The 23765-nt window shown below is 51.8% G+C and carries 21 protein-coding genes; 11 read left to right on the top strand and 10 right to left on the bottom strand.

The genetic code is table 11. The annotated features are described in order from the left end of the window. Positions 1 to 115: 115 nt before the first annotated feature. Positions 116 to 433 carry an antibiotic biosynthesis monooxygenase family protein gene (locus ACT3XD_RS08010; RefSeq protein ID WP_192539687.1) on the top strand — a complete coding sequence of 106 codons (318 nt, stop codon included), beginning with the start codon at positions 116 to 118 and terminating at the stop codon, positions 431 to 433. Positions 434 to 471: 38 nt separating this feature from the next. On the opposite strand, the gene ACT3XD_RS08005 is transcribed toward ACT3XD_RS08010, so the two are convergent. Then, positions 472 to 1077 carry a YqaA family protein gene (locus tag ACT3XD_RS08005; protein WP_225736338.1) on the bottom strand — a complete coding sequence of 202 codons (606 nt, stop codon included), beginning with the start codon at positions 1075 to 1077 and terminating at the stop codon, positions 472 to 474. 9 nt (positions 1078 to 1086) lie between these two features. After that, positions 1087 to 1902: a DUF1206 domain-containing protein gene (locus ACT3XD_RS08000; protein ID WP_192539686.1), complete on the bottom strand. Its 816-nt coding sequence runs from the start codon at positions 1900 to 1902 to the stop codon at positions 1087 to 1089. A 166-nt stretch (positions 1903 to 2068) separates the two neighbouring features. Here ACT3XD_RS08000 and ACT3XD_RS07995 point away from each other — a divergent pair, with 166 nt between their 5' ends. Then, complete coding sequence (locus tag ACT3XD_RS07995; protein WP_192539685.1) at positions 2069 to 2911, top strand: AraC family transcriptional regulator; 843 nt, start codon at positions 2069 to 2071, stop codon at positions 2909 to 2911. On the opposite strand, the gene ACT3XD_RS07990 is transcribed toward ACT3XD_RS07995, so the two are convergent. Next, positions 2900 to 3493, bottom strand: coding sequence for a LysE family translocator (locus tag ACT3XD_RS07990; RefSeq protein WP_192539684.1), 594 nt, complete (start codon positions 3491 to 3493; stop codon positions 2900 to 2902). The genes ACT3XD_RS07995 and ACT3XD_RS07990 overlap by 12 nt on opposite strands. Before the next feature lie 175 nt (positions 3494 to 3668). Here ACT3XD_RS07990 and ACT3XD_RS07985 point away from each other — a divergent pair, with 175 nt between their 5' ends. Next, positions 3669 to 4532, top strand: a complete 864-nt coding sequence (locus tag ACT3XD_RS07985; RefSeq protein WP_192537819.1) for a bifunctional transcriptional activator/DNA repair enzyme AdaA — start codon at positions 3669 to 3671, stop codon at positions 4530 to 4532. A gap of 33 nt (positions 4533 to 4565) precedes the next feature. Next, positions 4566 to 5081, top strand: a complete 516-nt coding sequence (locus tag ACT3XD_RS07980; RefSeq protein WP_192537820.1) for an O-acetyl-ADP-ribose deacetylase — start codon at positions 4566 to 4568, stop codon at positions 5079 to 5081. Between the two features lie 7 nt (positions 5082 to 5088). Here the strand turns inward: ACT3XD_RS07980 and ACT3XD_RS07975 are convergent, their stop codons facing one another. Then, positions 5089 to 6009 (bottom strand): glutaminase, encoded by a 921-nt coding sequence (locus ACT3XD_RS07975; RefSeq protein WP_192537821.1) that lies wholly within the window; start codon positions 6007 to 6009, stop codon positions 5089 to 5091. Positions 6010 to 6587: 578 nt separating this feature from the next. Between ACT3XD_RS07975 and ACT3XD_RS07970 the strand changes: the two genes are divergently transcribed. The 3 genes from ACT3XD_RS07970 to ACT3XD_RS07960 all read left to right on the top strand — a co-directional run bounded on the left by ACT3XD_RS07970 (position 6588) and on the right by ACT3XD_RS07960 (position 12111). Continuing rightward, on the top strand, positions 6588 to 8801 hold the full coding sequence (locus ACT3XD_RS07970; RefSeq protein ID WP_225736127.1) for a S8 family serine peptidase: 2214 nt from the start codon (positions 6588 to 6590) through the stop codon (positions 8799 to 8801). Between the two features lie 228 nt (positions 8802 to 9029). Further along, complete coding sequence (locus ACT3XD_RS07965) at positions 9030 to 10406, top strand: cytochrome P450 (RefSeq protein ID WP_192537822.1); 1377 nt, start codon at positions 9030 to 9032, stop codon at positions 10404 to 10406. A gap of 256 nt (positions 10407 to 10662) precedes the next feature. Then, positions 10663 to 12111 carry a cobyric acid synthase gene (locus tag ACT3XD_RS07960; protein ID WP_192537823.1) on the top strand — a complete coding sequence of 483 codons (1449 nt, stop codon included), beginning with the start codon at positions 10663 to 10665 and terminating at the stop codon, positions 12109 to 12111. Positions 12112 to 12116: 5 nt separating this feature from the next. On the opposite strand, the gene ACT3XD_RS07955 is transcribed toward ACT3XD_RS07960, so the two are convergent. After that, positions 12117 to 12509, bottom strand: coding sequence for a RidA family protein (locus tag ACT3XD_RS07955; protein ID WP_192537824.1), 393 nt, complete (start codon positions 12507 to 12509; stop codon positions 12117 to 12119). Positions 12510 to 12620: 111 nt separating this feature from the next. On the opposite strand from ACT3XD_RS07955, the gene ACT3XD_RS07950 reads away from it, so the two are divergent. Beyond that, positions 12621 to 13184, top strand: a complete 564-nt coding sequence (locus tag ACT3XD_RS07950; RefSeq protein ID WP_192537825.1) for a hypothetical protein — start codon at positions 12621 to 12623, stop codon at positions 13182 to 13184. A gap of 28 nt (positions 13185 to 13212) precedes the next feature. Here the strand turns inward: ACT3XD_RS07950 and ACT3XD_RS07945 are convergent, their stop codons facing one another. The 3 genes from ACT3XD_RS07945 to ACT3XD_RS07935 form a co-directional block, all read right to left on the bottom strand. Further along, positions 13213 to 14394 (bottom strand): vWA domain-containing protein, encoded by a 1182-nt coding sequence (locus ACT3XD_RS07945; RefSeq protein WP_192537826.1) that lies wholly within the window; start codon positions 14392 to 14394, stop codon positions 13213 to 13215. 3 nt (positions 14395 to 14397) lie between these two features. Then, positions 14398 to 15252, bottom strand: coding sequence for an AAA family ATPase (locus tag ACT3XD_RS07940; protein WP_192537827.1), 855 nt, complete (start codon positions 15250 to 15252; stop codon positions 14398 to 14400). A 100-nt stretch (positions 15253 to 15352) separates the two neighbouring features. Next, complete coding sequence (locus tag ACT3XD_RS07935) at positions 15353 to 17335, bottom strand: sigma-54-dependent Fis family transcriptional regulator (RefSeq protein WP_192537881.1); 1983 nt, start codon at positions 17333 to 17335, stop codon at positions 15353 to 15355. Positions 17336 to 17693: 358 nt separating this feature from the next. Here ACT3XD_RS07935 and ACT3XD_RS07930 point away from each other — a divergent pair, with 358 nt between their 5' ends. The 3 genes from ACT3XD_RS07930 to ACT3XD_RS07920 all read left to right on the top strand — a co-directional run bounded on the left by ACT3XD_RS07930 (position 17694) and on the right by ACT3XD_RS07920 (position 21464). Continuing rightward, positions 17694 to 19490, top strand: coding sequence for an NAD(P)/FAD-dependent oxidoreductase (locus ACT3XD_RS07930; protein ID WP_192537828.1), 1797 nt, complete (start codon positions 17694 to 17696; stop codon positions 19488 to 19490). A gap of 472 nt (positions 19491 to 19962) precedes the next feature. After that, positions 19963 to 20571 carry an OmpW/AlkL family protein gene (locus ACT3XD_RS07925; RefSeq protein ID WP_192537829.1) on the top strand — a complete coding sequence of 203 codons (609 nt, stop codon included), beginning with the start codon at positions 19963 to 19965 and terminating at the stop codon, positions 20569 to 20571. Between the two features lie 116 nt (positions 20572 to 20687). Next, the gene (locus ACT3XD_RS07920; RefSeq protein ID WP_018917330.1) at positions 20688 to 21464 is read left to right on the top strand and encodes a TatD family hydrolase; all 777 of its coding nucleotides are present in this window, start codon (positions 20688 to 20690) and stop codon (positions 21462 to 21464) included. A gap of 51 nt (positions 21465 to 21515) precedes the next feature. On the opposite strand, the gene pepQ is transcribed toward ACT3XD_RS07920, so the two are convergent. Then, positions 21516 to 22814, bottom strand: coding sequence for a Xaa-Pro dipeptidase (gene pepQ / locus ACT3XD_RS07915; protein WP_192537830.1), 1299 nt, complete (start codon positions 22812 to 22814; stop codon positions 21516 to 21518). Between the two features lie 14 nt (positions 22815 to 22828). Further along, entirely contained in the window at positions 22829 to 23740 is a 912-nt protein-coding gene (locus ACT3XD_RS07910) for a LysR family transcriptional regulator (protein WP_192537831.1), read from the bottom strand. Positions 23741 to 23765 lie beyond the last annotated feature (25 nt).

Below are 23765 nucleotides of genomic sequence, written 5' to 3'. Positions count from 1 at the left end.
GGTCATGAAGCGGACAATATCGGACATTGATGCAAATTAGATTATTGCGCTAGACAGGGCTCATCAAACCATTACGATACGCGTACCGACATAGCTTTAGCCCAAGAGAGACTCCATGCCCCATATCGCTACTACCCCTGAGCCGCCTTACTACGCAGTGATTTTTACCTCTGTGCGTACGGATATCGAAGATGGCTACGATGACATGGCGGTACGCATGGTGGAGCTGGCCGCCCAGCAGCCAGGGTTTCTAGGTGTGGAATCGGCACGCAATGAGGTGGGAGTCACCGTTTCCTATTGGGCGGATCTGGACTCGATAAAAGCGTGGAAGGCACATGCCGAGCATAAAGAAGCGCAGCGGCTTGGCCATCAGCAGTGGTATCAGCATTTTAAAACCCGGATTGCCAAAGTGGAGCGGGATTACGGCATATAGCAATATGCCGCTTATTTAATCTCCCTATTCCCGCCTATCTACATCACCAAGCTGGCTAATGCTTGTAGGCCCAGTACAAACAACAGCACTATCACACCGCCTACCAGGCTGGTTAGTAACGCGTGGCGCTTCCAAAGCACCAGCACACTATGGCCAAAGCGATAAACCAGCCAGGCTAGCCCATAGTAACGAAGACCGCGGGCAATGAATGCGGCCAGCACGAACAGCAATATCGGATAGCCTGAAAGCCCAGCGGTGATCATGGCCACTTGAAAGGGAATCGGCACAATACCGATAACTAAAATTGCCGCAAAGCCGTACTGATTGAAAAACGTTTGGAAGGCTTGGTAGCTCTCCTGCATGCCCATGAATTCGATAAACCAGTTGCCTATTGATTGGAATAGCAACATGCCTACGCCATAACCCACCAGCGAGGCGGTCAGACAACCCGCTGTGGTAACCGTCGCCAGCAGCCAAATACGCTGCCTGTTAGCCGCCATCAGTGGGATGAGTATTAGCTCAAGGGGAATGGGCAGGATGATGGTTTCTAGAAAGGAAAGCGTGCCGAGTAGCCATAGCATATTCTTTGAGCCGTTAATGCGCTCGAACCACGCTTTAGTGCTTTTTGAGATAATAGCTATCATGGATAAGGTCTACATCGCCGGGTTGATGCGGCGATAAATAGACGCCAATACACTATAGGCGCCAAACGCGAATAGCCCTATAGCGACAAAAACCAATAACCACTGGCCATAGGCCTGGCTTCGCAGCGTACTGAATACCTCTTCTGTGCCGCCTGCTTCGCTAGGGCTTATCTGATAGGCAGCGATAAGAAAGAAGCTGCCGACAATAATAAATACCAGACCACGAATCGCTAGGCCAAAACGGCAAACCGGGTAAGCCCAGCGCTGGGTTTGATGCGGCATGTCGAAGTTTTTGTCGAATTTAGCTTTTAAGCCCTTGAGGCCATGGGCTATGCCCGCACCAATAATGACGAGCCCCACAGCACCTACCAGCCAGCGTCCAAAAGGCTGTTGCAGCAACCAACTGACGATGCCCTCAGATCCACCTGAATCACCAGAAGAGCCACCCAGGCGAAAGATCAGGCTAGCAGCGTAGAAGGCCAGCAGTGTATGAGTGACGGCACTGACCATTAAGCCTGTTCGAATGGCGAGCCCTTTTGCATTAGTGCCGTGATGATCAGCATCTTTAACCGCCTGGATGGTGCGCCACATCGCGTAGCCAATAAGGCCCAGGGCTATGATCGCCAGCATAATCTTGCCAAAAGGCGCGGTTAATACGCTTTCCAGAGCGCCCCGGCTGCCTTCGGTCTGGCCACCTTCGCCCAGTGCTGCAAGCGCGGCAAGGCCGCCGACCAGCAAATAGACAACGCCGCGAGCCGCGTAACCCATACGGGCAAACAGAGTAATAGCATCCCGATGATCACGTACAGGTGTTCGCTTGGCCATGGTGTCCTCCTGACTGAATGGCTTTATTCAATATCCGTATTAATGCGGCTGTCCATACTGGGCCGATCGCATGTTATTGTCTAGCGTGAGTAATGAGGTAGCTGATATCTAGGTGTTAACGGCCATTTTGCTATACATCATTTCACTATTGGCTTGGATATAACCTATGCCCCCACGCTCTTCTTCTTTAGCGGCCCCTGTTTTTTGGCGTCACCCTGGGATACCGCATATTGAGCTTCGCAAAATCAGCGATGCCCGTCAGGTATGTTATGCGCCGCATAGCCATACTCATTGGTCGTTTGGGGCAGTCACCGCCGGTAAAAGCACGTTTCGTTATCGCGATTCGTCTTATCAAATTAGCGCAGGCGACTTAGTGTTGATGAACCCGCATTGGGTGCATGCATGTAATCCTATTGAAAATGAGCCTTGGGCTTATCTGATGCTGTATGTGGATACACACTGGCTTACCGACTTGCGTTATCAGGCAGGGCTTCTGGCTTCATCCCACTGGAAGGATATTGAAACGGCGGTGATATCGCAGCCAAGGTTCTATCACGCTTACCGGGCGATGGCCGCTTGTCTGCTGGATAATCAGCGCAGCTTGCTTGAGAAGCAAACGGTAGTAGTCGATTATTTGCTGGAAGTATTGCAGTGGCTTTCCCGAAAGCCCCATCAGCCCCTCCAAAAAGCGCCAAATGAGCTTTTGGCAGTAGCCGCGTATCTGGATGCACATGCAACAGAAGAGTTATCTCTAATGGATCTTTGCAACTTCTCTGGGTATAGCGCTGGGCATCTTATTCGTACGTTTAAGCAACACTTTGGTTTAACGCCCCATGCGTATCTGGTTAACCGGCGAATCCAGCTAGGCCAGCGTGAGCTCAAGCTAGGCAAGCCCATCGTTGAAACCGCCTTGAAGGTAGGCTTTAACGACCAGCCCCATTTTCAAAGAACCTTTAAGCAGTTGGTTGCAGCTACTCCCAACCAGTATCGACACTCGCTAAGTGAATAATAAATATAGGCAGCTTATCGCCAATAACACTGCGAGCAGCCGATTAATGGCGACTAGTAGCCGGGGCGTTTGAATATAGCGCTTTAAAAAAGCACCCGCATAAACCCAGCTTGCAAGCGATAGCCAACAAATGGGTAGGTACAGCGCGGCGAACATAGAAATTTGTGTCAGATCATTACCGCTTGTATAAGCGCCAATACCTGAGGCGGAGGCAATCCATGCTTTAGGGTTTAGCCACTGCATAAGCGCGCCCGTCATAAATCCAGGCGGTTTGGGCGTTGCCTGCTCAGGCAGCATGCCGTCATCCATTGCTAACTTAATACTTAGATAAAGCAAAAATGCTATCCCTGCCCACCGGAGTAGCTCTTCAAGTAAAGGCACTGTGGTAAGCAAAGAGTAAAGACCAGCGCCAACGCCTATAAACAACGCTATAAAGCCCAGCGTGGCGCCGGTCACAAAGATTAACCCTTTAGCGATAGGGTAGTGCGTACCGCTACTTAGGCATACCAGATTCACCGGGCCAGGAGAAATAGACGCGGCAAGGGCAAAGGCTGACATGGGTAGTAATAGTGAAGCGCTCATGATGATCCTCCAAAACAGTAAGAGGAGTGTGCGATAACGTGAGGGCGGCGTATTGTATAAAATTGATATGCGCAAGATTCGGGTCGGCAGGCGGGCATAAAGCGCTTACGCTAGAACGTACTTTTATCTAAGTATTTAGATAAAAGTACATGGGTATCAATCTGAGGAACCGGCAATGGATGATTACGCGCGTATCGAAAAGGCGATGGCCTACATGGTGGAGCGAGCCAAACTGCAGCCCAGCCTGGATGAGGTTGCCGCCCATGTCCATTTAAGCGCCTATCATTTTCAGCGTCTGTTCTGCCGCTATGCCGGTATTTCGCCCAAGCGCTTTTTGCAGGCCCTAACCTTGGAGCGAGGTAAGCAGCTATTAAAAGAACCCCGCGCGTTACTTGATGTGGCTCACGAGCTTGGCCTAAGCGGGGGTTCGCGGCTGTACGATCACTTTGTGCAGCTGGAAGCGGTGACGCCTGGGGAGCATAAACGCCAGGGGGAGGGCGTGCATATCGAGTACGGCGTGCATGCAACGCCTCTGGGTAGCGTGCTGGTAGCAGTCACCCCACGCGGCATTTGCCGCATGGGTTTTGTGGATGCCACCAGTGCCGATGAACTGCTGGCGCGGCTTGCCAAGGAGTGGCCGCGAAGCACGCTCGATCATCGTCCTGAGGCGACGGCGTATGTGGTTGAAGCATTGTTTGCAACGTCTAAAGCTAAGCCCGGTACGCTATCGCTTCACGTGACCGGCACCAATTTCCAGGTGGCCGTATGGCGAGCGTTACTTACTATTCCGGAAGGCCAGCTGGCAAGCTATACGCATATTGCTCAGGCGCTGGGCATGCCTAAATCGTCGCGAGCTGTGGGCAATGCGGTGGGGGCCAACCCGATTGCGCTGTGGATTCCCTGCCACCGGGTGATTCAACAAAGCGGGGCGTTGGGAGGCTATCGTTGGGGCATCGCTAAAAAGCAAATGGTGCAAGCCTGGGAGCTTGCACAGCTAACGGCTCAAACATCTGAAGCAGAACCTGTCGCTATCTACTAACTTTCCACCTAATCGTTAACATGGAGGTTGTAAATGAACATCACCGTTATTCAAGCTGATATCACCACGCTAGATGTTGATGCCATCGTCAACGCTGCCAATACCTCGCTTTTGGGCGGTGGTGGCGTGGATGGCGCCATTCACCGTGCCGCAGGGCCTGAACTACTGAAAGTTTGCCGAACGCTGGGTGGATGCCCAACCGGCGATGCAAAGCTGACCAAGGGCTTTAAGCTACCGGCGCGCTACGTAATTCATACTGTTGGCCCGGTATGGCATGGTGGAACGCGCGGTGAAGCTGAGCTGTTGGCATCGTGCTATCAACGCTCCTTGGCACTAGCTGAATCGGTCAGTGCGCGCTCGGTAGCATTTCCAAGTATCAGCACAGGTGTATACCGTTATCCTATTGAAGAAGCTGCACGGATTGCTGTCTCTACTGTGGGCGAGGCACTACAACAGGGTTCGACCGTTGAGGCGGTTACGTTCTGCTGCTTTTCTGCCAAAGATTTAGCCGTGTATGAAGCGTGTCTTAGCCAATTAAAACCCCAATAGGCTAGGCTCAATGGCCAAACACCGACCAGCCGGTACGCTGAACAAACATTTCAAGCGCTTTGGTACCCAGCAGGCTATTGCCGTAGTCATCCAGGCCCGGTGACCAAACGGCAATCGAGCCTTGGCCTGGGGCGATCGCCAGAATGCCGCCGCCAACGCCACTTTTACCCGGCAGCCCGACGCGGAAAGCGAATTCGCCGGATGCATCGTAATGCCCGCACATCATCATCAGCGAATTGATACGCCGTGCCCGTTGCGGAGAAACCACACGAATATTGCTGGGCTGGTTGACGCCATCGGAGGCCAGGAAAAGCCCTGCATGAGCAAGCTGTTCACAGCTCATGGCGATGGCGCATTGGTGGAAATAGGTGCCCAGGATTTTATCAACGTCATGGCGCAGGCGACCAAAGGCTTTCATGAAGTGAGCAAGAGAGGCATTGCGATCGCGATGGGCCATTTCAGAAGCGGCAACCACATGGTCAAAGCAAATGCTTTCATCGTCAGCAATATAGCGTACGAAGCTTAGCAGCTCGGCAAGCGTCTCTTTGGGCTCATGGCCCATCATAATGGCATCGACCACGGCAATGGCGCCGGCATTGATAAACGGATTGCGTGGTTTGCCGCCTTCATGCTCAAGCTGCACGATAGAGTTAAACGGATCACCAGATGGCTCACGACCTACATTGGACCAGAGCGCATCACCCATTTTCCCCAGCGCAATCGTCAGCGTAAACACCTTCGAGATACTCTGAATTGAGAAGGGGGTAGTGGCGCAACCGGCTGAGTAACGCTCGCCTTTTACGGTAGCAAGCGAAATGGCAAATTGTTTGGGGTCTACGTGAGCAAGCTCGGGAATATAGTCTGCAACCTTACCCCGTTCTGTTTCGGCAGCCATCGCCTCAGCGATCTCGTTGAGTAAATCTTGCATTTATAGCCGTTGATATCAGGTAAGAGAAGCCTGCCACCGTAACCGAAAAAGGAGGGAATGTCTGCCTGCTAAAGGGCATGAGAGCTCGGGAGTGTGATGCATGTTGCCAGGCAAGTGATGGACTTCTTTTAAATTTCATAGCTACTTTTTGGTATTACAGAATTGTTAAGAATATTTTTATTCAGATACTTGGGTAACTATATATTCATTTATTTGTGAAATAAGCCATATAAATCGTATGATACGTTGTAAGTGTAACGAAAAGTAAAGCATTATTTTGTATGTGCTAATATAAAAAATGCTCTTAAAATATTGTTATTTATAGTTATATGTCATAAATAACTAATGCCTTTGCGTTTGTAGTAAAAGGTATGTTGCTAGTGAAAAGTATTATCAATTCCAACGATAGGGTTGAACTCTAATAATTTGCTTTAAACGTTAAATTTTGTTAAATGTAAACTTAGGTTGCTGACTGTAAGAAGTTATTGTTTAATGCTCGCGCATCCTCCCCGATGTCCTAACATATTAGCGAGTGTTAATTAAAATGACTCTGAAAGACTTCTTTCGGGTACCTACTCATGGGTAACCGAAATCCTCTTGTGCTGGCCATTGGAATGGCGCTAGGAACCATTTCTTTAACAGGTTGTAGCTCCGGCGGTGGTAGTAGCGATAGTGGCGTAGACCCTACACAAGGTGTTCATAACGCAACTCCCAGCCTTGCTCCCAGCAACTTATCTTCCGGTACTATTTCCTTTAATGAGGAAAGCTCTACATCACCAGCAGAAATACGCTTGGCGGTAGTTGATAGCGCTTTTGATATCAATAGCATACCTAATAACCACCTGGTGATTGATACGCTTAATATTCATACCAATACTCGTGACGTAAGTGGTGGTAATGAATGGCATGGCAACGCGGTGGCTTCGACGATTACAAGCGGCGCGTTAGGTAGTGCTCGACTTGATCTGATTAAGATTGAGCAAGATGGTGTAAACCGTAGCAGTGCGATTAACTACGCCATTGGTGAGGCCGCTTTGCGTGGTGCCCGCGTCATTAACGCCAGTTTTTCTCAGCGCTTACAGGCCAGTGACCCGCGCCTTTCCTTTAATGGTGTCACCACTCAGCAATCTTTTGCTCAAGTCGTTAATGCCAATGAAGGCAAGGGGGCAGTCTATGTCATCAGTGCGGGTAACGAAGGCTTAGCCATTAATACGGCAGGCCGACCTCTTTACGATAGCCAGCCAGCACTTTATGACATGACGTTGATTGCCGTTGGCACCACCAAAGATGGCAATATTCATCCATCTAGCTCATTCCCCGGTGATGATCAGCGGCTGCAGGATAGAGCTATCGCCACCGATTATGAGTATCGGCAGATAGGTGCCCAGGGTACGTCGTTTTCTGCTGCGCGCATTTCTGAATATGCAGCAGGTATCTTAGCGCGCTGGCCGCACATGAATGCTCAGCAGGCTAGTCAGCGGCTACTTGAAACGGCAAGCAAGGAAAGTATGCTGTTCGGGAAAAGTGATTGTGGCAGCAACGCTACTACTAACTGTGGCACTTATTATCTTGGCCAAGGTATCGCCAATATCGATGCGGCGTTAGCGCCGGAAGGTAAGTTGGTGGTTGCCCAAAGTGAGCAGGTGGCCTCAGGCGGTGAGCTAGCTGAGCGTTCTGATATTCTCTTATCTAGCGCTTTTGGTAACTCGTTCATTGAAGCGGGTGCGTTGGATAACGTTACCGCGTTTGATAGTTTGGGCCGGGATTATCAGATTGATTTGGGCGCGCGTGCCCAGCCACGAACCCGCCGGGCAACCCAGCTTCGTGGGCAGATGGAGCAGCTCTCCACGTATTCGGCTGCGTCGCTGCAAACGGAGTCGGTGAGCATGGGGCCTTATCGCTTTACCTCCAGTGTTAATGGAGCCGGTGATTTGCTCAGCAGCCGGTTCGATGGCGCTATAGGCAACGCCTACTTAAGCGCTTTCAACTTTTCGGGTGCCCAGGCAAGCCCAATGAGTGCTTACGCCGAATCGGGAATTATGCCGATGATCTCTTTTCAAGGTGGGTCTGCATTGACTCAGTCGCTTGAAAGCGTCAATGGCGTAAAAGCCCATTACGGGTTAGGCGATAGCGTGAGCCTTATTGCCACGCACTGGACGGGCAATGAGTTGGACGCGGGGATCGATAGCGATTATCGAGCTAACCGCTCTGACGTTGGCTTTGAGTGGCAGCTATCGCCTGCGTTAAGCATGACGACTCAGGTAGGCCGCTTAGAAGAGTCCAATGGCCTGTTGGGCGCCAGTGGGTCGGGTGCATTGGGTTTGGGCGATCATAACGAAATGACCTTTGCCGGTGTAGCCGTCCAAGCGGCACTGGGTAACGGGTTTAGTACGTTTGCTGAATTTGAACAAGGTCGAGGAAATGCCCAGGGCAGCGGACTATTGACCCACATCCGCGACGTTCATACGCAAAAGGCAGCGCTAGGATTGCAATGGCAGAACGAAAACGAGCGGGCAGCGTTTTCACTGCATCAACCGCTGCGTATCGAAAGCGGTATTGCCACCCTGGATGTGCCCGTAGGACGCACGCTTGATGGCAGCGTTATTCGTGAAGACCGAGAAGCCTCACTTTCGCCATCGGGTCGTCAGGTGGACATTGAGTTTGGCTACTCGTTTTCTCCCCAGCCCAACAAACAATGGCAATTCAACTTACTCCATACCCTAGAGCCAGATCACATTGCCGGTGCTCCTTCCGATACGGCGGCCATGATTAGTTATTCTGCTTTATTGTAAAAATTAACGTTATAGATCCGATTATTAGCCGGCAGAAATGCCGGTTTTTTTAGTTCATTTCACTTTGAAAAAACACCTAAAATTTTTAATTCTTCCAACGATTTTTTTTACATAGCTCAATCTCTTAACAAATATTGGCAAGTTGTTAGTTTTTAAGAGCGAAACTTGCACTGTGTTAAGCGGCATCTAGACTTAGCTCTTAATGAAGTTGTTAAAGGGAGAGGGCTAGTGGTAAAGGAAACCGTCACTGATTCACTACCTACCGCATCATTTAGCGAGACGCTATCGTTCTTGTTTAAGGTAATGGCCCCTAATATTGCTAAGGGAGTGATCGTTCGCCGTCCAGGCGTTGTCCATTTTGCTGAACGTTGGGCGCTGGATAAACGCTCCGTAAAACAGGTGCAGGCGTTCAGCAATAAATATGGCAAAGGCCCGCTACTTTTTAAAACACCTTTCAAACCCATGGCACTGGTATTAGACCCAGACGATGCCAATCGGGTGATGGAGGAAACGCCCGAACCGTTCGCAACGGCAGAAACTGCAAAACAGAGCGCGCTTTCCCACTTTGAACCGGATATGGCGTTGATCTCGCACGGAAAGGCCCGCAAAGAGCGGCGACGTCTAAATGATGACGTATTACAAAGCGGCTGCCCGATGCACAGCTTTTCTGCGCATTTTACCCAGGTGGCTGAGGAGGAGGTGGACGCGCTCCTAAAGACCGTTTACCACCATAATCATCAGTTGGATTGGCCATTATTTTTTGATGCCTGGAATCGTATCGTACGCCGCGTGGTGCTCGGTGACGCTGTTCGAGATGATTACTCGCTCACTCAGGAACTTATTCAACTGCGTAAGGCAGCTAATTGGGGATTTATGCACCCCAAACGTAAACGTTTAAGGCAAAAATTTCATGACCGTTTAGCGCACTATGTCGAGCAAGCTGAACCCAATAGCCTGGCGGCGAAACTATCGGATTACGCGCCTCAAGGCCAGGCAAAGCCGTTAGATCAGATCCCCCAGTGGCTGTTTGCTTTTGAGCCCGCCGGTATGGCGACGTTTCGCGCGCTGGCGCTGCTTTGTGCACACCCCGCCCAGAATGAGCTTGCTCAAAAAGAGGTTGATAAAAATCCGCAGCCCCAGCCGGATAACCCTTTTTTAAAAGCCTGTGTGCTGGAAGCTTTACGGCTCTGGCCAACCACGCCGCTTATCTTGCGCGAAACAACCGAGCGGACATGCTGGTCGCAGGGCGAAATGCCAACGAACACTACGCTGCTGATTCATGCACCGTATTTTCATCGGGATGATCGCCTCCTAGACGTAGCTAACCGTTTTGCGCCCAATATATGGTTAGACCCCGAGCAGTTAAAGCATTGGCCACTGCTGCCCTTTAGCGGCGGCCCCGGTATTTGCCCTGGAAGACATATCGTGCTGTTGGTGACCAGCGCGGTACTGGCTAGCCTGATGAAAAGCCATCAGTACAGCCTGGATCCGCCTGATAGGTTGAAGGGGGATGAACCCATGCCCGCGCTATTGAGTAATTTCCATCTCTGCTTTCGCGTTAAGCACACGGATTCTCCCTCAAACCAGACAGACTCCGCATTATAAAGACGGGGGGTAACATGGACTCAGTTATAGGGGCTAATTAATAAGAACTCAGTTATAAAATTGTGGCTATCAAAGCGTTGTTACTAAAACAGTATTTTAATCGTTAATCTCGCTATAGGTAGCCGCAAGGAGGGCAGGTCGAGCAAGGTTTATGACCTGGCCCGATCTGCTTTGCCACTCATGTGCATTGCAACCTTGCATGACGCTCGCTAAAGTTCCGCCTCCTTTGAGTTTATGAATGCACGGAGCAGGGCGCATGGCCACCTTAATGATTCAGGGCACCACCTCAGATGCGGGCAAAAGCACGGTGGTCGCAGGGCTATGCCGCGCTTTAAAACGTCGTGGCATCTCCGTTGCTCCTTTCAAGCCTCAAAATATGGCGCTAAATAGTGCTGTGACCGAAGATGGCGGGGAAATCGGCCGTTCTACTGCCTTGCAGGCGCAAGCGGCGGGCGTTGTCCCGCATAGTGATATGAACCCTGTGCTGCTTAAGCCTGAAACTGACCGTGGCGCTCAGGTAATTTTGCGCGGCAAGGTTTACGGTCACATGGGGGCGCTGGATTATCACGCGTTCAAGCAGACCGCCCAAGAGAGCGTGATGGCGGCTTGGCAGGCGCTTGAAGATCGCTTTGATGTCATTATTGCCGAAGGGGCGGGCAGCCCTGCTGAAATTAATCTGCGTAAGGGTGATATCGCCAATATGGGGTTCGCTGAAGCGGCGGATTGCCCTGTAGTGCTGGTCGGCGATATTGATCGGGGCGGCGTATTTGCTCAGTTGGTGGGCACGCTTGAGTTACTCAGCCAAAGCGAGCAGGCGCGCACGCGGGGTTTTATTGTTAATCGTTTTCGTGGCGATATAGGGCTACTTAACCCAGGCCTTGAATGGTTAACCCAGCGGACCGGTAAACCTGTGTTTGGCACCCTGCCGTACCTGCAGGGATTATTGTTGGATGCCGAAGATAGCGTTGGCTTAACTCAAAAAACTGCGCAGGCAGCGCCTTTAAAAATTATCGTACCGGCCCTGCCGCGCATTAGTAACCATACAGATTTTGATCCGCTACGCCTTCATCCTCAGGTGGCGCTTGAATTTATTGCCTCGGGCCGGCCGATTCCACCTGCCGATGTGATTATTTTACCGGGCAGCAAAAGCACCGCCAGCGATTTGGCGTGGCTGAAGCGCCAAGGCTGGGAGCCGGCGATTCAGCGTCATCTGCGTTACGGCGGCAAGTTGCTGGGGATTTGCGGCGGTTTTCAAATGTTGGGCCAATGGGTCGACGATACAGCCGGTCTTGAAGGTGAGCCGGGGCGCATAACGGGTCTAGGTTTTTTGCCGCTTACCACACAGATGGTGCCAGGCAAGCAGCTGCGTAACGTAAGCGGCACCTTGCTAGCCGATGGTGCTGCCGTGACCGGTTATGAAATTCATAACGGGGTAAGCGAAGGGGCGGCGCTCGCAAATCCGCTGTTTGAGCTAAATGGTCGAATGGAAGGAGCGGTCAGTCAGGATGAGCAGATAATGGGTACGTATCTGCATGGCCTGTTTGACCATTCAGAAGCTTGCCAAGCGCTTTTAACGCGCTTAGGGCTGGTGCACGCCGAACCGGTTGATTACCTGGCTCATCGCGAACGGGAGCTGGACCGCTTGGCGGATTCGCTGGAGGCGCATTTGGATATGGGCGCCATTTTAGCGCTTATTCAATCCTGAGATGTTTAGTCACGGCTGGCACGCTTGGCCATTAGGGTAATTTCAAGACGACTACTGCCGCAGATAGAGGGCGATTCAGTGCACGTGCGGGCCGGGTAGCAATCTGGCTCGAAGAATTCAGCATAAATAGTGTTCATCGCGCTGAGGTCTTTTAAATCAGCCAAATGGATGTCAACACGCACCACATCCGCTAAGCTGCCTTCTTCTTGGTTCAGCATGCGTTCAAGCTCGCGCATCACTAGGCGCGTTTCTTCCTTGATATCGCCTTTGGCAGCGTGGCCGTTAGAAAGGTCGGCAACGGTCAGACCTGAGATAAACACGTAGTGATCGTCGATCACCATGTGGCTTCCTGGGAAGTCCGGTTTGGGTAATGTCGGGTCGTTGATAAACTGTGGCATTTATCCTCCATTGGGCAGCAAAAGTGCTCTATTGTGTGACTATTCGTATCCCGATCAGTTCACATGCATTAACGTAGTTAATACGGTTAGCAACAGCTTAAAGAGAGCGTAATGAAGGTAGTTCAGATTAAAGATGCAGGGCAGCGAGATGCCTGTTTAGCGCGGTTATGCGCTGAAGTATATGGTCAACAGGCAGGGTTAACGCCGCTGGTGATATTCACCGGTACGCGAAACGTCCTGTTTACCCAAGAGATTGCACGCTTGGTAGCGGGCGTAGATGGTGCCGGTAAGCCGCTAGCGTTAGCGTTGCTGGTGCTGGATGAGGCGGGTGAAGGCATGACGATTACTCACGCCTGTGAACTGGAGTCGGCTGGCGCCAAACAGCGCTTAATCAGCGAGCTATCACTTAAAGCTCCGCTGCGGGTCGAGGTTGAAAGCGCCGAGCAGGAAGCCCTATATCAAGCGAGCGGCATCAAGCGCTGGTTTGATGGGCAGGACAACAAGCGCATTGGCTTGAGTGGCCGCCACCCGGCTAGTGGCCCAGGTGAGCTAGCCGCCACGGTCGCGCTGGATGAGGCGTTGATTCTGCGGCGCTTCAAGCACGATGCGAAAGCGTTTGAGAGCGCCAAGCAGGACTTTCTAAACGGCTTGAACCAGTTTCCGGCAACGCTCTAATCATGTGTTTCCGGTGAGCTGGCCGAGGCTACTTTTTGGCCAGCTCACGCATTGCACTTTCTAGCCCTTCCAGCGTCATGGGATACATCCGCTCTTGGATAATTTCACGGATTAATTGCGTGGAGTACGTGTACTCCCAGGCACGGGGCGGCATAGGGTTAAGCCATGCCAAGTGGGGGAACGTCTCGCAGACGCGTTTAAGCCACAGGCCGCCGGGCTCTTCATTAAAGTGCTCAACGCTGCCGCCCCGGTGAGTGATCTCATAGGGTGACATGGCCGCATCGCCCACGATGACTACCTGATAATCTGCGCCGTAAGTATGCAGCACATCCATGGTTGGGATGCGCTCGCTGCCGCGCCTTGAATTATCCCGCCATACGCCTTCGTATAGGCAGTTGTGAAAGTAGTAGTGCTCCAGATGCTTGAATTCAGAGCGGGCCGCTGAAAAAAGCTCTTCGCAAACGCGAATATGGTCATCCATTGAGCCGCCTACATCCAGAAATAGCAGCACTTTAACGGCGTTATGGCGTTCAGGACGCATCTGGACGTTCAATAAGCCGCCATCGCGGGCCGTTTCGCGGATGGTGCTGTCGACATCGAACTCTTCTAAAGCGCCCTGGCGAGCAAACTTACGCAGCCGGCGCAAAGCCATCTTGATATTGCGCGTGCCAAGCTCCAGAGAATCGTCATAGTCGCGAAAGCGTCGCTCATCCCATACCTTGGTTGCGCGGCGATGGCGTGAGCCTTCCTGGCCAATGCGAATGCCTTCAGGATTATAGCCATAAGCGCCAAACGGGCTGGTGCCGCCGGTGCCAATCCATTTGTTACCGCCTGCGTGGCGCTCTTTCTGCTCTTCCAGGCGCTTTTTAAAGGTTTCGATTAGTTCTTCCAGGCCGCCTAGCGATTCAATCTTGGCTTTCTCTTCTTCAGAAAGCTGTTTTTCGAATTCCCGGCGCAGCCAGTCATCTGGAATCAGTGCCTCGATGGCTGCGTCCATATCTTCAAGGCCTTTAAACCAGACGGCAAAGGCACGATCAAAACGATCAAAGTGGCGTTCGTCTTTCACCATTACCGTGCGGGCAACTTGGTAGAACGCTTCCATATCAGCAAATACCACGCCACGTTCAACCACTGCGTGAAGGTCCAATAATTCACGTAGCGAAACAGGCACGCCCGCACGTTTTAAGGTTTCGAACAGACCAATAAACATGGCTTAGCGACCTGTGCCTTTCTGACGGCGTAACATAAACGCCAAGCGTTCAAGAAGCTGCGTATCCTGCTCATTTTTAACCAGCGCGCCGGCCATGGGCGGCAGAGCTTTGGCCGGATCACGGTTGTAAAGCGCTTCCTGGGCAATTTCATCGGCCATCAGCAGTTTTAGCCAATCCACCAGTTCTGAGGTCGAGGGTTTTTTCTTAAGGCCAGGGGCATCTCTAAGCTCAAAGAATACATTGAGCGCTTCACTGACCAGCCGGGGCGCGATATCAGGAAAATGTACATCCACAATCGCCTGCATGGTGTCGCGATCGGGGAACTCGATGTAGTGGAAAAAGCAGCGGCGAAGAAAAGCATCGGGCAACTCTTTTTCGTTATTGGATGTGATGATAATGATAGGGCGTTGTTCAGCACGAATCGTTTCACCGGTTTCATAAACGTGAAACTCCATGCGATCAAGTTCCTGAAGCAGGTCGTTAGGAAACTCGATATCGGCCTTATCGATCTCATCGATCAGCAGCACCACGCGCTCATTAGCGGTAAAGGCTTCCCATAGCTTGCCGGGCTTGATGTAGTTGGCAACGTTTTCAACGCCCTCAACTCCCAGTTGGGAATCGCGCAGGCGGCTAACCGCATCGTACTCATAAAGGCCTTGGGCCGCTTTGGTGCTGGATTTGATATGCCAGGTAATCAACCGAGTGCCTAGCGATTCTGCCAGCTCTTCCGCCAGTAGGGTTTTACCGGTGCCCGGCTCGCCTTTGATAAGCAGCGGACGCTCAAGAACTACCGCAGCGTTAACCGCTTGTTTAAGTGCGTCAGTGGCAATGTACGAAGAGGTGGATTCAAACGCCATGGGGGAGCCTCCGCTTGTCGAAAATCGCATTGTCAGAATTTCAAACAAGTGTACGTGAGGGTAAACGTCAAGGCTAATGGACTGTTGCTTCCGCTCTTATTTAGGTGCGCCAATTAGGTGGCACAATCCCTTGGCGTTGCATTTGTCTGTAGACCGTGGGACGCGAAATACCCAATATCCGGGCGACTGCGCTTACATTCCAGTGGTGATCACGCAGCAGCGAGACTAACTGCTGGCTGGGCTCTGAGCTTTTAGCCTCAGCATGGTGAATAGGCTGGCGGGTAATACGTTGGCTAAGACACTGCTCGGGTAAGTCCTCAACGGTGATCTCGTTATTTTCTGCTGTGGCTAGCGCAAAGGCGAGCGCGTTTTTGAGCTGCCGAATATTACCAGGCCAGGCATAAGCTAAGAGCGCACTAATAGCATCCGCCCTTAGGCGTGGCGTTTCATTTGCCGCTCGCGCGCAGACTAAATCGTTAAATACACGACGAATCACATAAAGTTTATCGGCGCGTTCGCGTAGGGTCGGTAAACTCAGCTGTGCACCATTTAAGCGATAATAAAGATCTTCTCTAAACTCACCGCGCTCAATCAGCGCTTCGATGTTGCGATGACTTGCTGTAATAACCCGCATATCCACGTGGATTGGGGTGCTGGCTCCTAGCGGCATTACTTCGCGCTCGGATAAAACACGCAGGAGTCGTGTTTGCAGAGACAGCGGCATATCGCCAATCTCATCCAGAAAAAGAGTGCCGCCGTTGGCCTGGGGTATCAGGCCACGCATACCTTTAACACGGCCGCCGGTAAAGGCGCCCGGTTCATAGCCAAACAGTTCACTCTCGATTAGCGATTCAGGAATAGCGGCGCAGTTTACTGCTATAAAAGGCCCTTCTGAGCGGTGTCCGCTATTGTGAAGTGCGCGGGCGACTATTTCTTTACCTGTACCTGTTTCTCCACTAATCAACACGTTAACACTAATTTCGTTGCGTAGCCGCTCGGCCAGTTTTTGTACTTTACGCATGGCGGGATCATCGCCGCCTAAATGAGCTAAAGGTTCAGGTAGCGAATTGGTGGGCGCTTGCAAGCGCTCTGCAGTGCGCGGACGGCGCGGTTCTAATAGGCTAATAAAGTAAATGACACTGTCGGCCCGAGCGCGAAACGCGCGCAGCTGGTCATCGACAGCGCTATTAATATTGAGCACATCGGCAATATCACATTCAAATAATTCGCTAAGATGGGTAGTGGATATAGCCGACCAGGGTGGCCAGCGTTGATGATGGTTGGCAAGTAGCTCACGGCCTACTGCATTAGCGGCAATTATCTGGCCGTTCTCCTCAATGGCGATTAAACCGCGCCCGTTAACATGCACAAATTCCCGAGAGGTATCCAAGCGCACCATGAGACAGTCGCGGTAGCGCTGTAAAAAGTAGGCGTCCTCAATCATGCGTGCGTATAGAGTTACCAATGAAAGGCTAAAGTTTTGGCTTTCATGCTGGGTAGGAGAGTGTAAGGCTGAGATATCCAGCACGGCCATCACATTGCCTTGAGGGTCAGTAATGGGAGCTGCCGTACAGGTAAGCGCAATGTGGGAGGCATCAAAATGCTCCTCTCGGTGACAAATAATCGCTTGGCGGTCGTGAAGACAGGTGCCTACTGCGCATGTCCCTGCAAAGCGCTCATCCCAGTCGGCACCTAAATAAAGCCCAGCTTTGCGTAACTGCTGGTCTTGGTCGGTATTGCCTCGAAATTCCACCGTGATACCGCGATGGTCAGTAAGCAGTAGCACGTAGCCTAACGTGGCAATTTGACTATACAGTTGGTCGACCCCGGCTCTGGCTACGTGCAAAAGCTCGTCGACCGATTCTCGGTGTTCAATAAGCGTTTGCTGCGGCACAACTCGTGCTGGGCGCGGTTGAGTAGGGTCTAGCTGGTATTCATTTAGGCAGCGCAGCCAAGAGTTGCGAATGGTCTGTTTGGCCGGTAAATGGGACTTATCCAACCCGTCGCCGAGCTGAAAAATATGTTCAATGTGTTGGCGCTGGACGGGCTGAAGCCGTGCGGGCAGTGGTGCATTCATCGGCATAGTGTTGCTCACCTGGCGCAGTTGTTCTTGTTCTTTCAGCCTAAGCATTGTGACGCCGGTGTCAACGCAGCTTTATTACTCCGTTAGTCGGGCGTTACACCTGTAATGCTGGGTTGTAAGCGGTGTTACAGAAAATACGCCTCTAAGTAACGTAAATATCTCTATTTTTTTGTTGTTTTTCAGTTTCTTATTTAATTTTTGGTTGGGTTGGCACGATGGGTGCTTAGGTATGCTGTGAAGCATTATAAAAAGCAGTTGTGAAGACTATTGTGAAACGGTTCTTAAAACGGTCTTTGAAAACAGTTCTGGCAAGACGTAAGCGTTAACACAATAACAATCGTGAATCGGAGTCCTTGTTATGACACAGCAAACCGCCACAGCTATCGCGCAAGCTTGGTTAAGTGAATTTGATAACGCCTTACAGGCTAAGGATATTCAGCGAGTGCTCGCGCTATTTGGTGATGAGTGCTACTGGCGAGACTTTGTCTCCTTCACCTGGAATTTAAAAACCTGTGAAGGCAAAGACGCTATTCAAGCCATGCTAAAGGCCACCCTGGATAACACGCGACCATCCAATTGGAAGCTAGACGGTGAAGCGGCCATGAATGGCGATATTTGCGAGGCGTGGTTTACCTTTGAAACAGCGGTGGCGACTGGTAAGGGATATTTACGCTTAAAAGAGGGTAAGTGCTGGACGCTACTAACGACAATGCAGGAGTTAAACGACTTTCCTGAACCGCGCAGACATAACCGCCCCAAAGGAGCTGAACACGGGGCCAACAAGCAGCGTGAAACTTGGCAGGAAGCTCGCGAGCGGGAAGAATTAGAGTTAGGTTATTCTCAGCAGCCCTACTGCGTGATTATCGGTGGTGGACAGGGTGGCATAGGCTTAGGCGCGCGGCTTAAGCAAATGGGGGTGCCAACAATTATCATTGAGCGAAATGAACGTGCCGGTGACTCCTGGCGTAAGCGTTATAAATCGCTCTGCCTACATGATCCAGTATGGTACGACCATCTGCCTTATATCCCTTTTCCAGAAAATTGGCCGGTATTTGCCCCGAAGGATAAAGTGGGTGACTGGCTGGAAATGTACACCAAGGTCATGGAACTCAATTACTGGAGCTCTACCGAGTGTCAGAGCGCTTATTATGACGAGGCGGCCCGAGAGTGGGTGGTTAAGGTTAGGCGAGACGGTGATGAGGTTACTCTGAAGCCTAAGCAATTGGTCATGGCCACAGGTATGTCAGGTATGCCCAACGTACCGAATTTTCCAGGCGCGCATGATTTTGAAGGTGAGCAGCAGCATTCAAGTCAACACTCTGGACCGGATGCCTACACAGGTAAAAAATGCGTTATTGTCGGTTCTAATAATTCCGCTCACGATATAGCCGCTGCTCTCTGGGAGCATGATGCTGACGTGACTATGCTACAGCGCTCATCTACTCATATTGTGAAATCAGACTCGCTCATGCAAGAGGTGCTGGGGCCACTTTACTCAGAGGAAGCCGTTGCCAGCGGTATTACTCATGACAAAGCCGACCTTCTTTTTGCCTCTATCCCTTATAAAGTACTACCGGATTTTCAGCGTCCGGCATTTAACGCGGTACGCAAGCGCGATGCCGCCTTTTATAAAAAGCTAGAAGATGCTGGCTTTATGCTTGATTTTGGCGACGACGACTCTGGTTTATTTTTAAAATATTTGCGCAGAGGTTCAGGGTATTACATTGATGTAGGAGCCTGTGACTTGATCGCCAACGGTGATATTAAGCTGCGCAGCGGCGTGGGAATTGAGCGGGTTAACAAGCGCTCCATCACGCTGAGTGATGGCAGTGAATTACCCGCCGATTTAATCGTTTACGCTACGGGCTATGGTTCTATGAATGGCTGGGCAGCGCGACTTATATCTCAGGAGGTGGCCGATAAAGTGGGCAAATGCTGGGGACTGGGTTCTGATACCACTAAAGATCCTGGCCCGTGGGAAGGGGAGCTTCGCAATATGTGGAAGCCAACCCAACAAGATTCGCTCTGGTTTCACGGCGGGAATCTGCACCAATCGCGCCATTACTCCCACTATTTGGCGCTGCAGCTAAAAGCTCGAATGGAAGGGATGGAGACGCCAGTCTTTGGTCTGCAGCCTGTTCACCATAGTGCTTAAAAGCGCGCATTAAAGTACACATGAAGAAGGTTGTACGTTTATAAGGCAACACTACTTAAAAATGGGCTGCGCTGGTGCAGCCATAGCTTATAAAGAATTTGTTAGCCATCTGTAATTGTTATAATTTTTTATATGCTAATGATTTTTATGATTTTTTGTAAAAGTGGCACACGGTTCGCTATGTATTAGGCAAGCAGCAAATGAACAGAGTAATCAGCAATAGTCGGTTGCTTTCCCTTCTTTGCAACACCGGCGCGGTGAACATGCCGCGCGGTACACAGAGTGAGCTGGCGTGCTCCACCTAGGCCTCCTTCGGGAGGTCTTTTTTTATGTCTAATGAAAATTAAACTTGTACAAAAGTATAAAAAAATTCCACACATAATTTGGAAACACTGTTCGAATAGTATATATTGTATAGGCAAGCCGGTTGTCCGGCGCTGTTCCCAGCTAAAACGCAAAGAGGATGAACCAAATGCGCAACTTAAAATTGATTTCAGCCGCTGTGATTACTGCTGGTTTTGCCCTGGCAAGCCAGGCGGCGTTGGCATATAACGCAGGCGATGCATTTGTCCGCGGTGGTTACGCTAAAACGGATACCGGTTCAGGCAACGGTAATATCCTTGGCGATGAACTGAATGTTCAAAACGAGAGCGGCTTCACCTTCGGCGCTGGTTACCTGTTTACCGATAAAGTGGGTGTTGAGCTCAATAGCTCTGAGAAATTTGAGCACCAGCTGAACACTGCTAATGCAGGCGATATCGGCAGCATCGACCGCTTGCCCGTTAACCTGCTAGTGAACTACTACCCGCTGGGTGGAATGGATTCACGCGTACAGCCTTACGTTGGTGCGGGTCTGAACTACACGCGTTTTTCTGGCGAGCCGGAAAACGTTGATGTTAAAGCAAGCTATGGCGCTATCGGCCAGGCAGGCGTTGACCTAGCGGTAACTGAAAATATTCTGTTGAACGGTTATGTAAGCTATGCCGATGTCGACACTGATGTACGCGTTGGTGGTGACACGGTAGGTAAAGTAGACATGAACCCGGTAACGATCGGCGGTGGTGTTACTTACCGCTTCTAACGTCCTCTGATTGATCGACGTTAGTCATCTCAAAACGCTCGGCAAACGCCGGGCGTTTTTGTGTATGTTCGATTTACCCGCTTTTAAGCTATCTCTAACGGTAAAGGAGTAGCCACATGACCACATTCTTCGTTGATACCCATTGCCACTTCGATTTCCCCCCCTTCGCGGATAATGAAGCGCAGAGTCTTGCGTGGGCGAGCGAGGCCGGGGTCGAAAAAATCATTGCGGTGGGCGTAACAGCCGAGCGCTTCGGCGGGGTGATGGCGCTGGCCGAGCGCTTCGACCCGGTTTACGCCGCGCTCGGCATTCATCCGATGGCAATCGGCGAGTTCGAAGAGGCGCATCTCGACCGGCTCGAGGCATGGCTTCGCCAAAGACCTAGCAAGCTAGTGGCGATCGGGGAGATCGGGCTGGATCTTTACATCGAGGACCCGCAGTTCGAAAGGCAGGAGGCGCTGCTTCAATCGCAGCTGCGTCTGGCGCGAAAGTTCGAGCTGCCTGTGATCCTTCACTCCAGGCGCGCCCACGACAAGCTCGCGATGCACCTAAGGCGAGTCGAGCTACCAAGGACCGGGGTAGTGCACGGTTATGCCGGCAGCGAGCAGCAGGCACGGGCTTTCATCGAGGCAGGGTATTATATCGGCGTGGGCGGCACGCTAACATACGAGCGGGCCACCAAGACCCGCCGAACGCTTTCGCGCCTCCCGCTTTCATCGCTTTTGCTCGAGACCGACTCGCCGGATATGCCGGTGCAAGGGTTTCAGGGCGAGCCCAATCGCCCTGAGCGTATTCGCCACATCTGGAATAGCCTTTGTGAGATTCGCGAAGAGTCGCCGGAGGAGATTGCCGAGGCCATTCGCGACAATACCCGCCGGCTTTTCAGGATCTGATTGGTTAAAATCGTCAGCGTCAGAGGGACGACCCCTTCGAGTCTGGGAGGCTCAAGGCGTCAGGTTCTCGAAGCTGGATTCGGTGACCAGCACGTTATCTTCAATACGGATCCCACCACAAGGCAGCAGTTGATCAACCAGCGTCCAGTTAATGGGCAACGCTTTATCACGCAACGGTTTCAAGAGCATGGGTATAAAATAGAGCCCCGGTTCGATAGTCACGACCATGCCAGGCTTAAGCGTGCGTGTTAAACGCAGCGCAGGATGCTCAGTGGGCGCAGGAGCAGGGGTGCCATCTGGATGTCGTAAGCCCGCAACGTCATGGACCTGGAGACCCAGCGAATGACCTAGCCCATGTGGACAGAAAGCACGCGTAACGCCTTCTTCAACGGCCTGCTGGGCGCTGCCTTTAAAAAGATCGTGAGCGACCAGGATATTTCCCAGGGAGTGGTGCATCTGTTTATGCAGCCCAACGTAATCAACGTTGGGCACGATGCTCTCAACCATCTCATCTTTCAGGCGATGCAGGGCGTTCACCAGTTCGCCAAAAACGGCGGGCGCATCGGGCCCGGCATAGGTACGCGTTATATCCGCGCAGTAACCTCGAAAGCGCCGCCCGGCATCCACCAGCAGGCTAAAACGCTGTTTGGGAGGCGTTAAGTCATAGTGTTGGTAGTGCAGGACACCGGCATGGTTATTCAAGCCAATAATATTTTGATAGGGAACGTTTGATTCGCGCTGTCGGCTAGCGGCAAGGTATGCCAGTTGAATATCAAGCTCACCCGAGGCACCAATAAATGCGGTTTGCGCCGCCTGATGGCCTGCAATGGCCAGCCGGTTGGCTTCTCGCAGGCAGGCTACTTCATAAGGCGTTTTGAACATACGCAGCTCATCAAGTGCCTGAACAAGCGCATTAGGAGCCACGTCCGCCTTCAGCGCCTGGCTGATATCGGTACTAACGCTTTCAATATCGCCAATTACGACGGCTTTGCCCGTAAGCGTCGGAGCGGTTTTAGTGCTGCATAAATGCACATCTAGGGCGGATACCCAGGGCTCTTCCGGGAGCTTTGTAGGTAGATGCCAAAAATCATCCGGCGCATAAAGATAGAGCTGAGGGCGCGTATTCGGCGCAATGACCAACCAGCTGTGCTGAATATCCGCAAGCCCCACCCAGTGCACAAAGTGGCCATAGGTCTGAAAAGAGGCGGCATGATCGTCAGCAAAATGGTAGTCAGCGTGACCGCTATAAATCGCCAAGCTGTCAAAGCCGGATTTAGTTAGCACCTGTTCATATGCGCGTTGCAAATGGGCGATATGTTCAAGCTGCAGGTTGAAAAGCGTCGTTGACATGCAAGCGTATCCTGTTAACTACGTGAAGGGGCGAGTTCGCTCCAGAATTTATCCAATTCGGCGTGGCGCTGAAGTTGATGTCGATACAAGCGCAGCTCCATGGGTACATCCCAGCGGCTATCGCCTGCTCTTACCAGGGTGCCCTGGGTAAGCTCTTTCGCGACGCTGCGCTCGGGAAGCCAGCTCATGCCGTACCCAAGCAGTACAAGTTCTTTAATACCGGCTGCGTATAGGTTTTCGCTTTGCGCATTCAGGTAGGTGCTGTGTGGCAGCCTAGCCAAGTGAGCCTTTATCGCAGAGCCGAGCAGGCCTCGCTTTGGATAGGCGAGCCAGGGCGAGGGATGAGCGCGTGTTCCCGGCAATGCCGCACTGGGCTCGCCTTGCGGACTTAGGCCGGTAACCGGTATCAGTCGTTCATGACCGATGACCTTGTAAGTGCTGGCGCTAGTATCGATTTCCAGATCGCAGCGCCCCACAGGCCAGTAACAAATGGCTAGGTCGCACTCCGCGCGTGCCAAGGCTTGAAAATAATCGTTGGCTACCCAGCCGGTGGCTCGCAAGTAGGGCTGTACCCGATCCTGCCAGCCGGTCGAGGCGAGCCATTCCGGCAGGAAATGGCCCAGCAGGCTCTGCGGGGCAGCCACCATAATGCGTCGCTGCTGGCCGGCATTAATTTCCCGCAGGCGATCACGCGTCAAGCGTACCCGTTCCGTTACCTGCTCGCAGAGCGTAAGAAACTCCTCGCCCGCGGGTGTTAACGAAAGTGGTAACGTCTGACGATTGATCAGCGTAACGCCCATTTCTTCTTCCAGCAGTTTAATGCGACGAGAGAAGGTGGGCTGGGTGACATGTTGATCGTCGGCTGCGCGCGAAAAATGCCGTGTTCTGGCCAGGGCAATAAAGTCTTCTAGCCAGCGAATTTCCATGCGATACCCCGCAGTGAGATGACTT

This window comes from Halomonas sp. AOP7-B1-5 (assembly GCF_052353045.1).
In the GTDB taxonomy this organism is placed as follows: domain Bacteria; phylum Pseudomonadota; class Gammaproteobacteria; order Pseudomonadales; family Halomonadaceae; genus Vreelandella; species Vreelandella colorata.
Note: the sequence above shows the minus strand (reverse complement) of the source record. Positions and strands in the feature narration are given on the sequence as shown.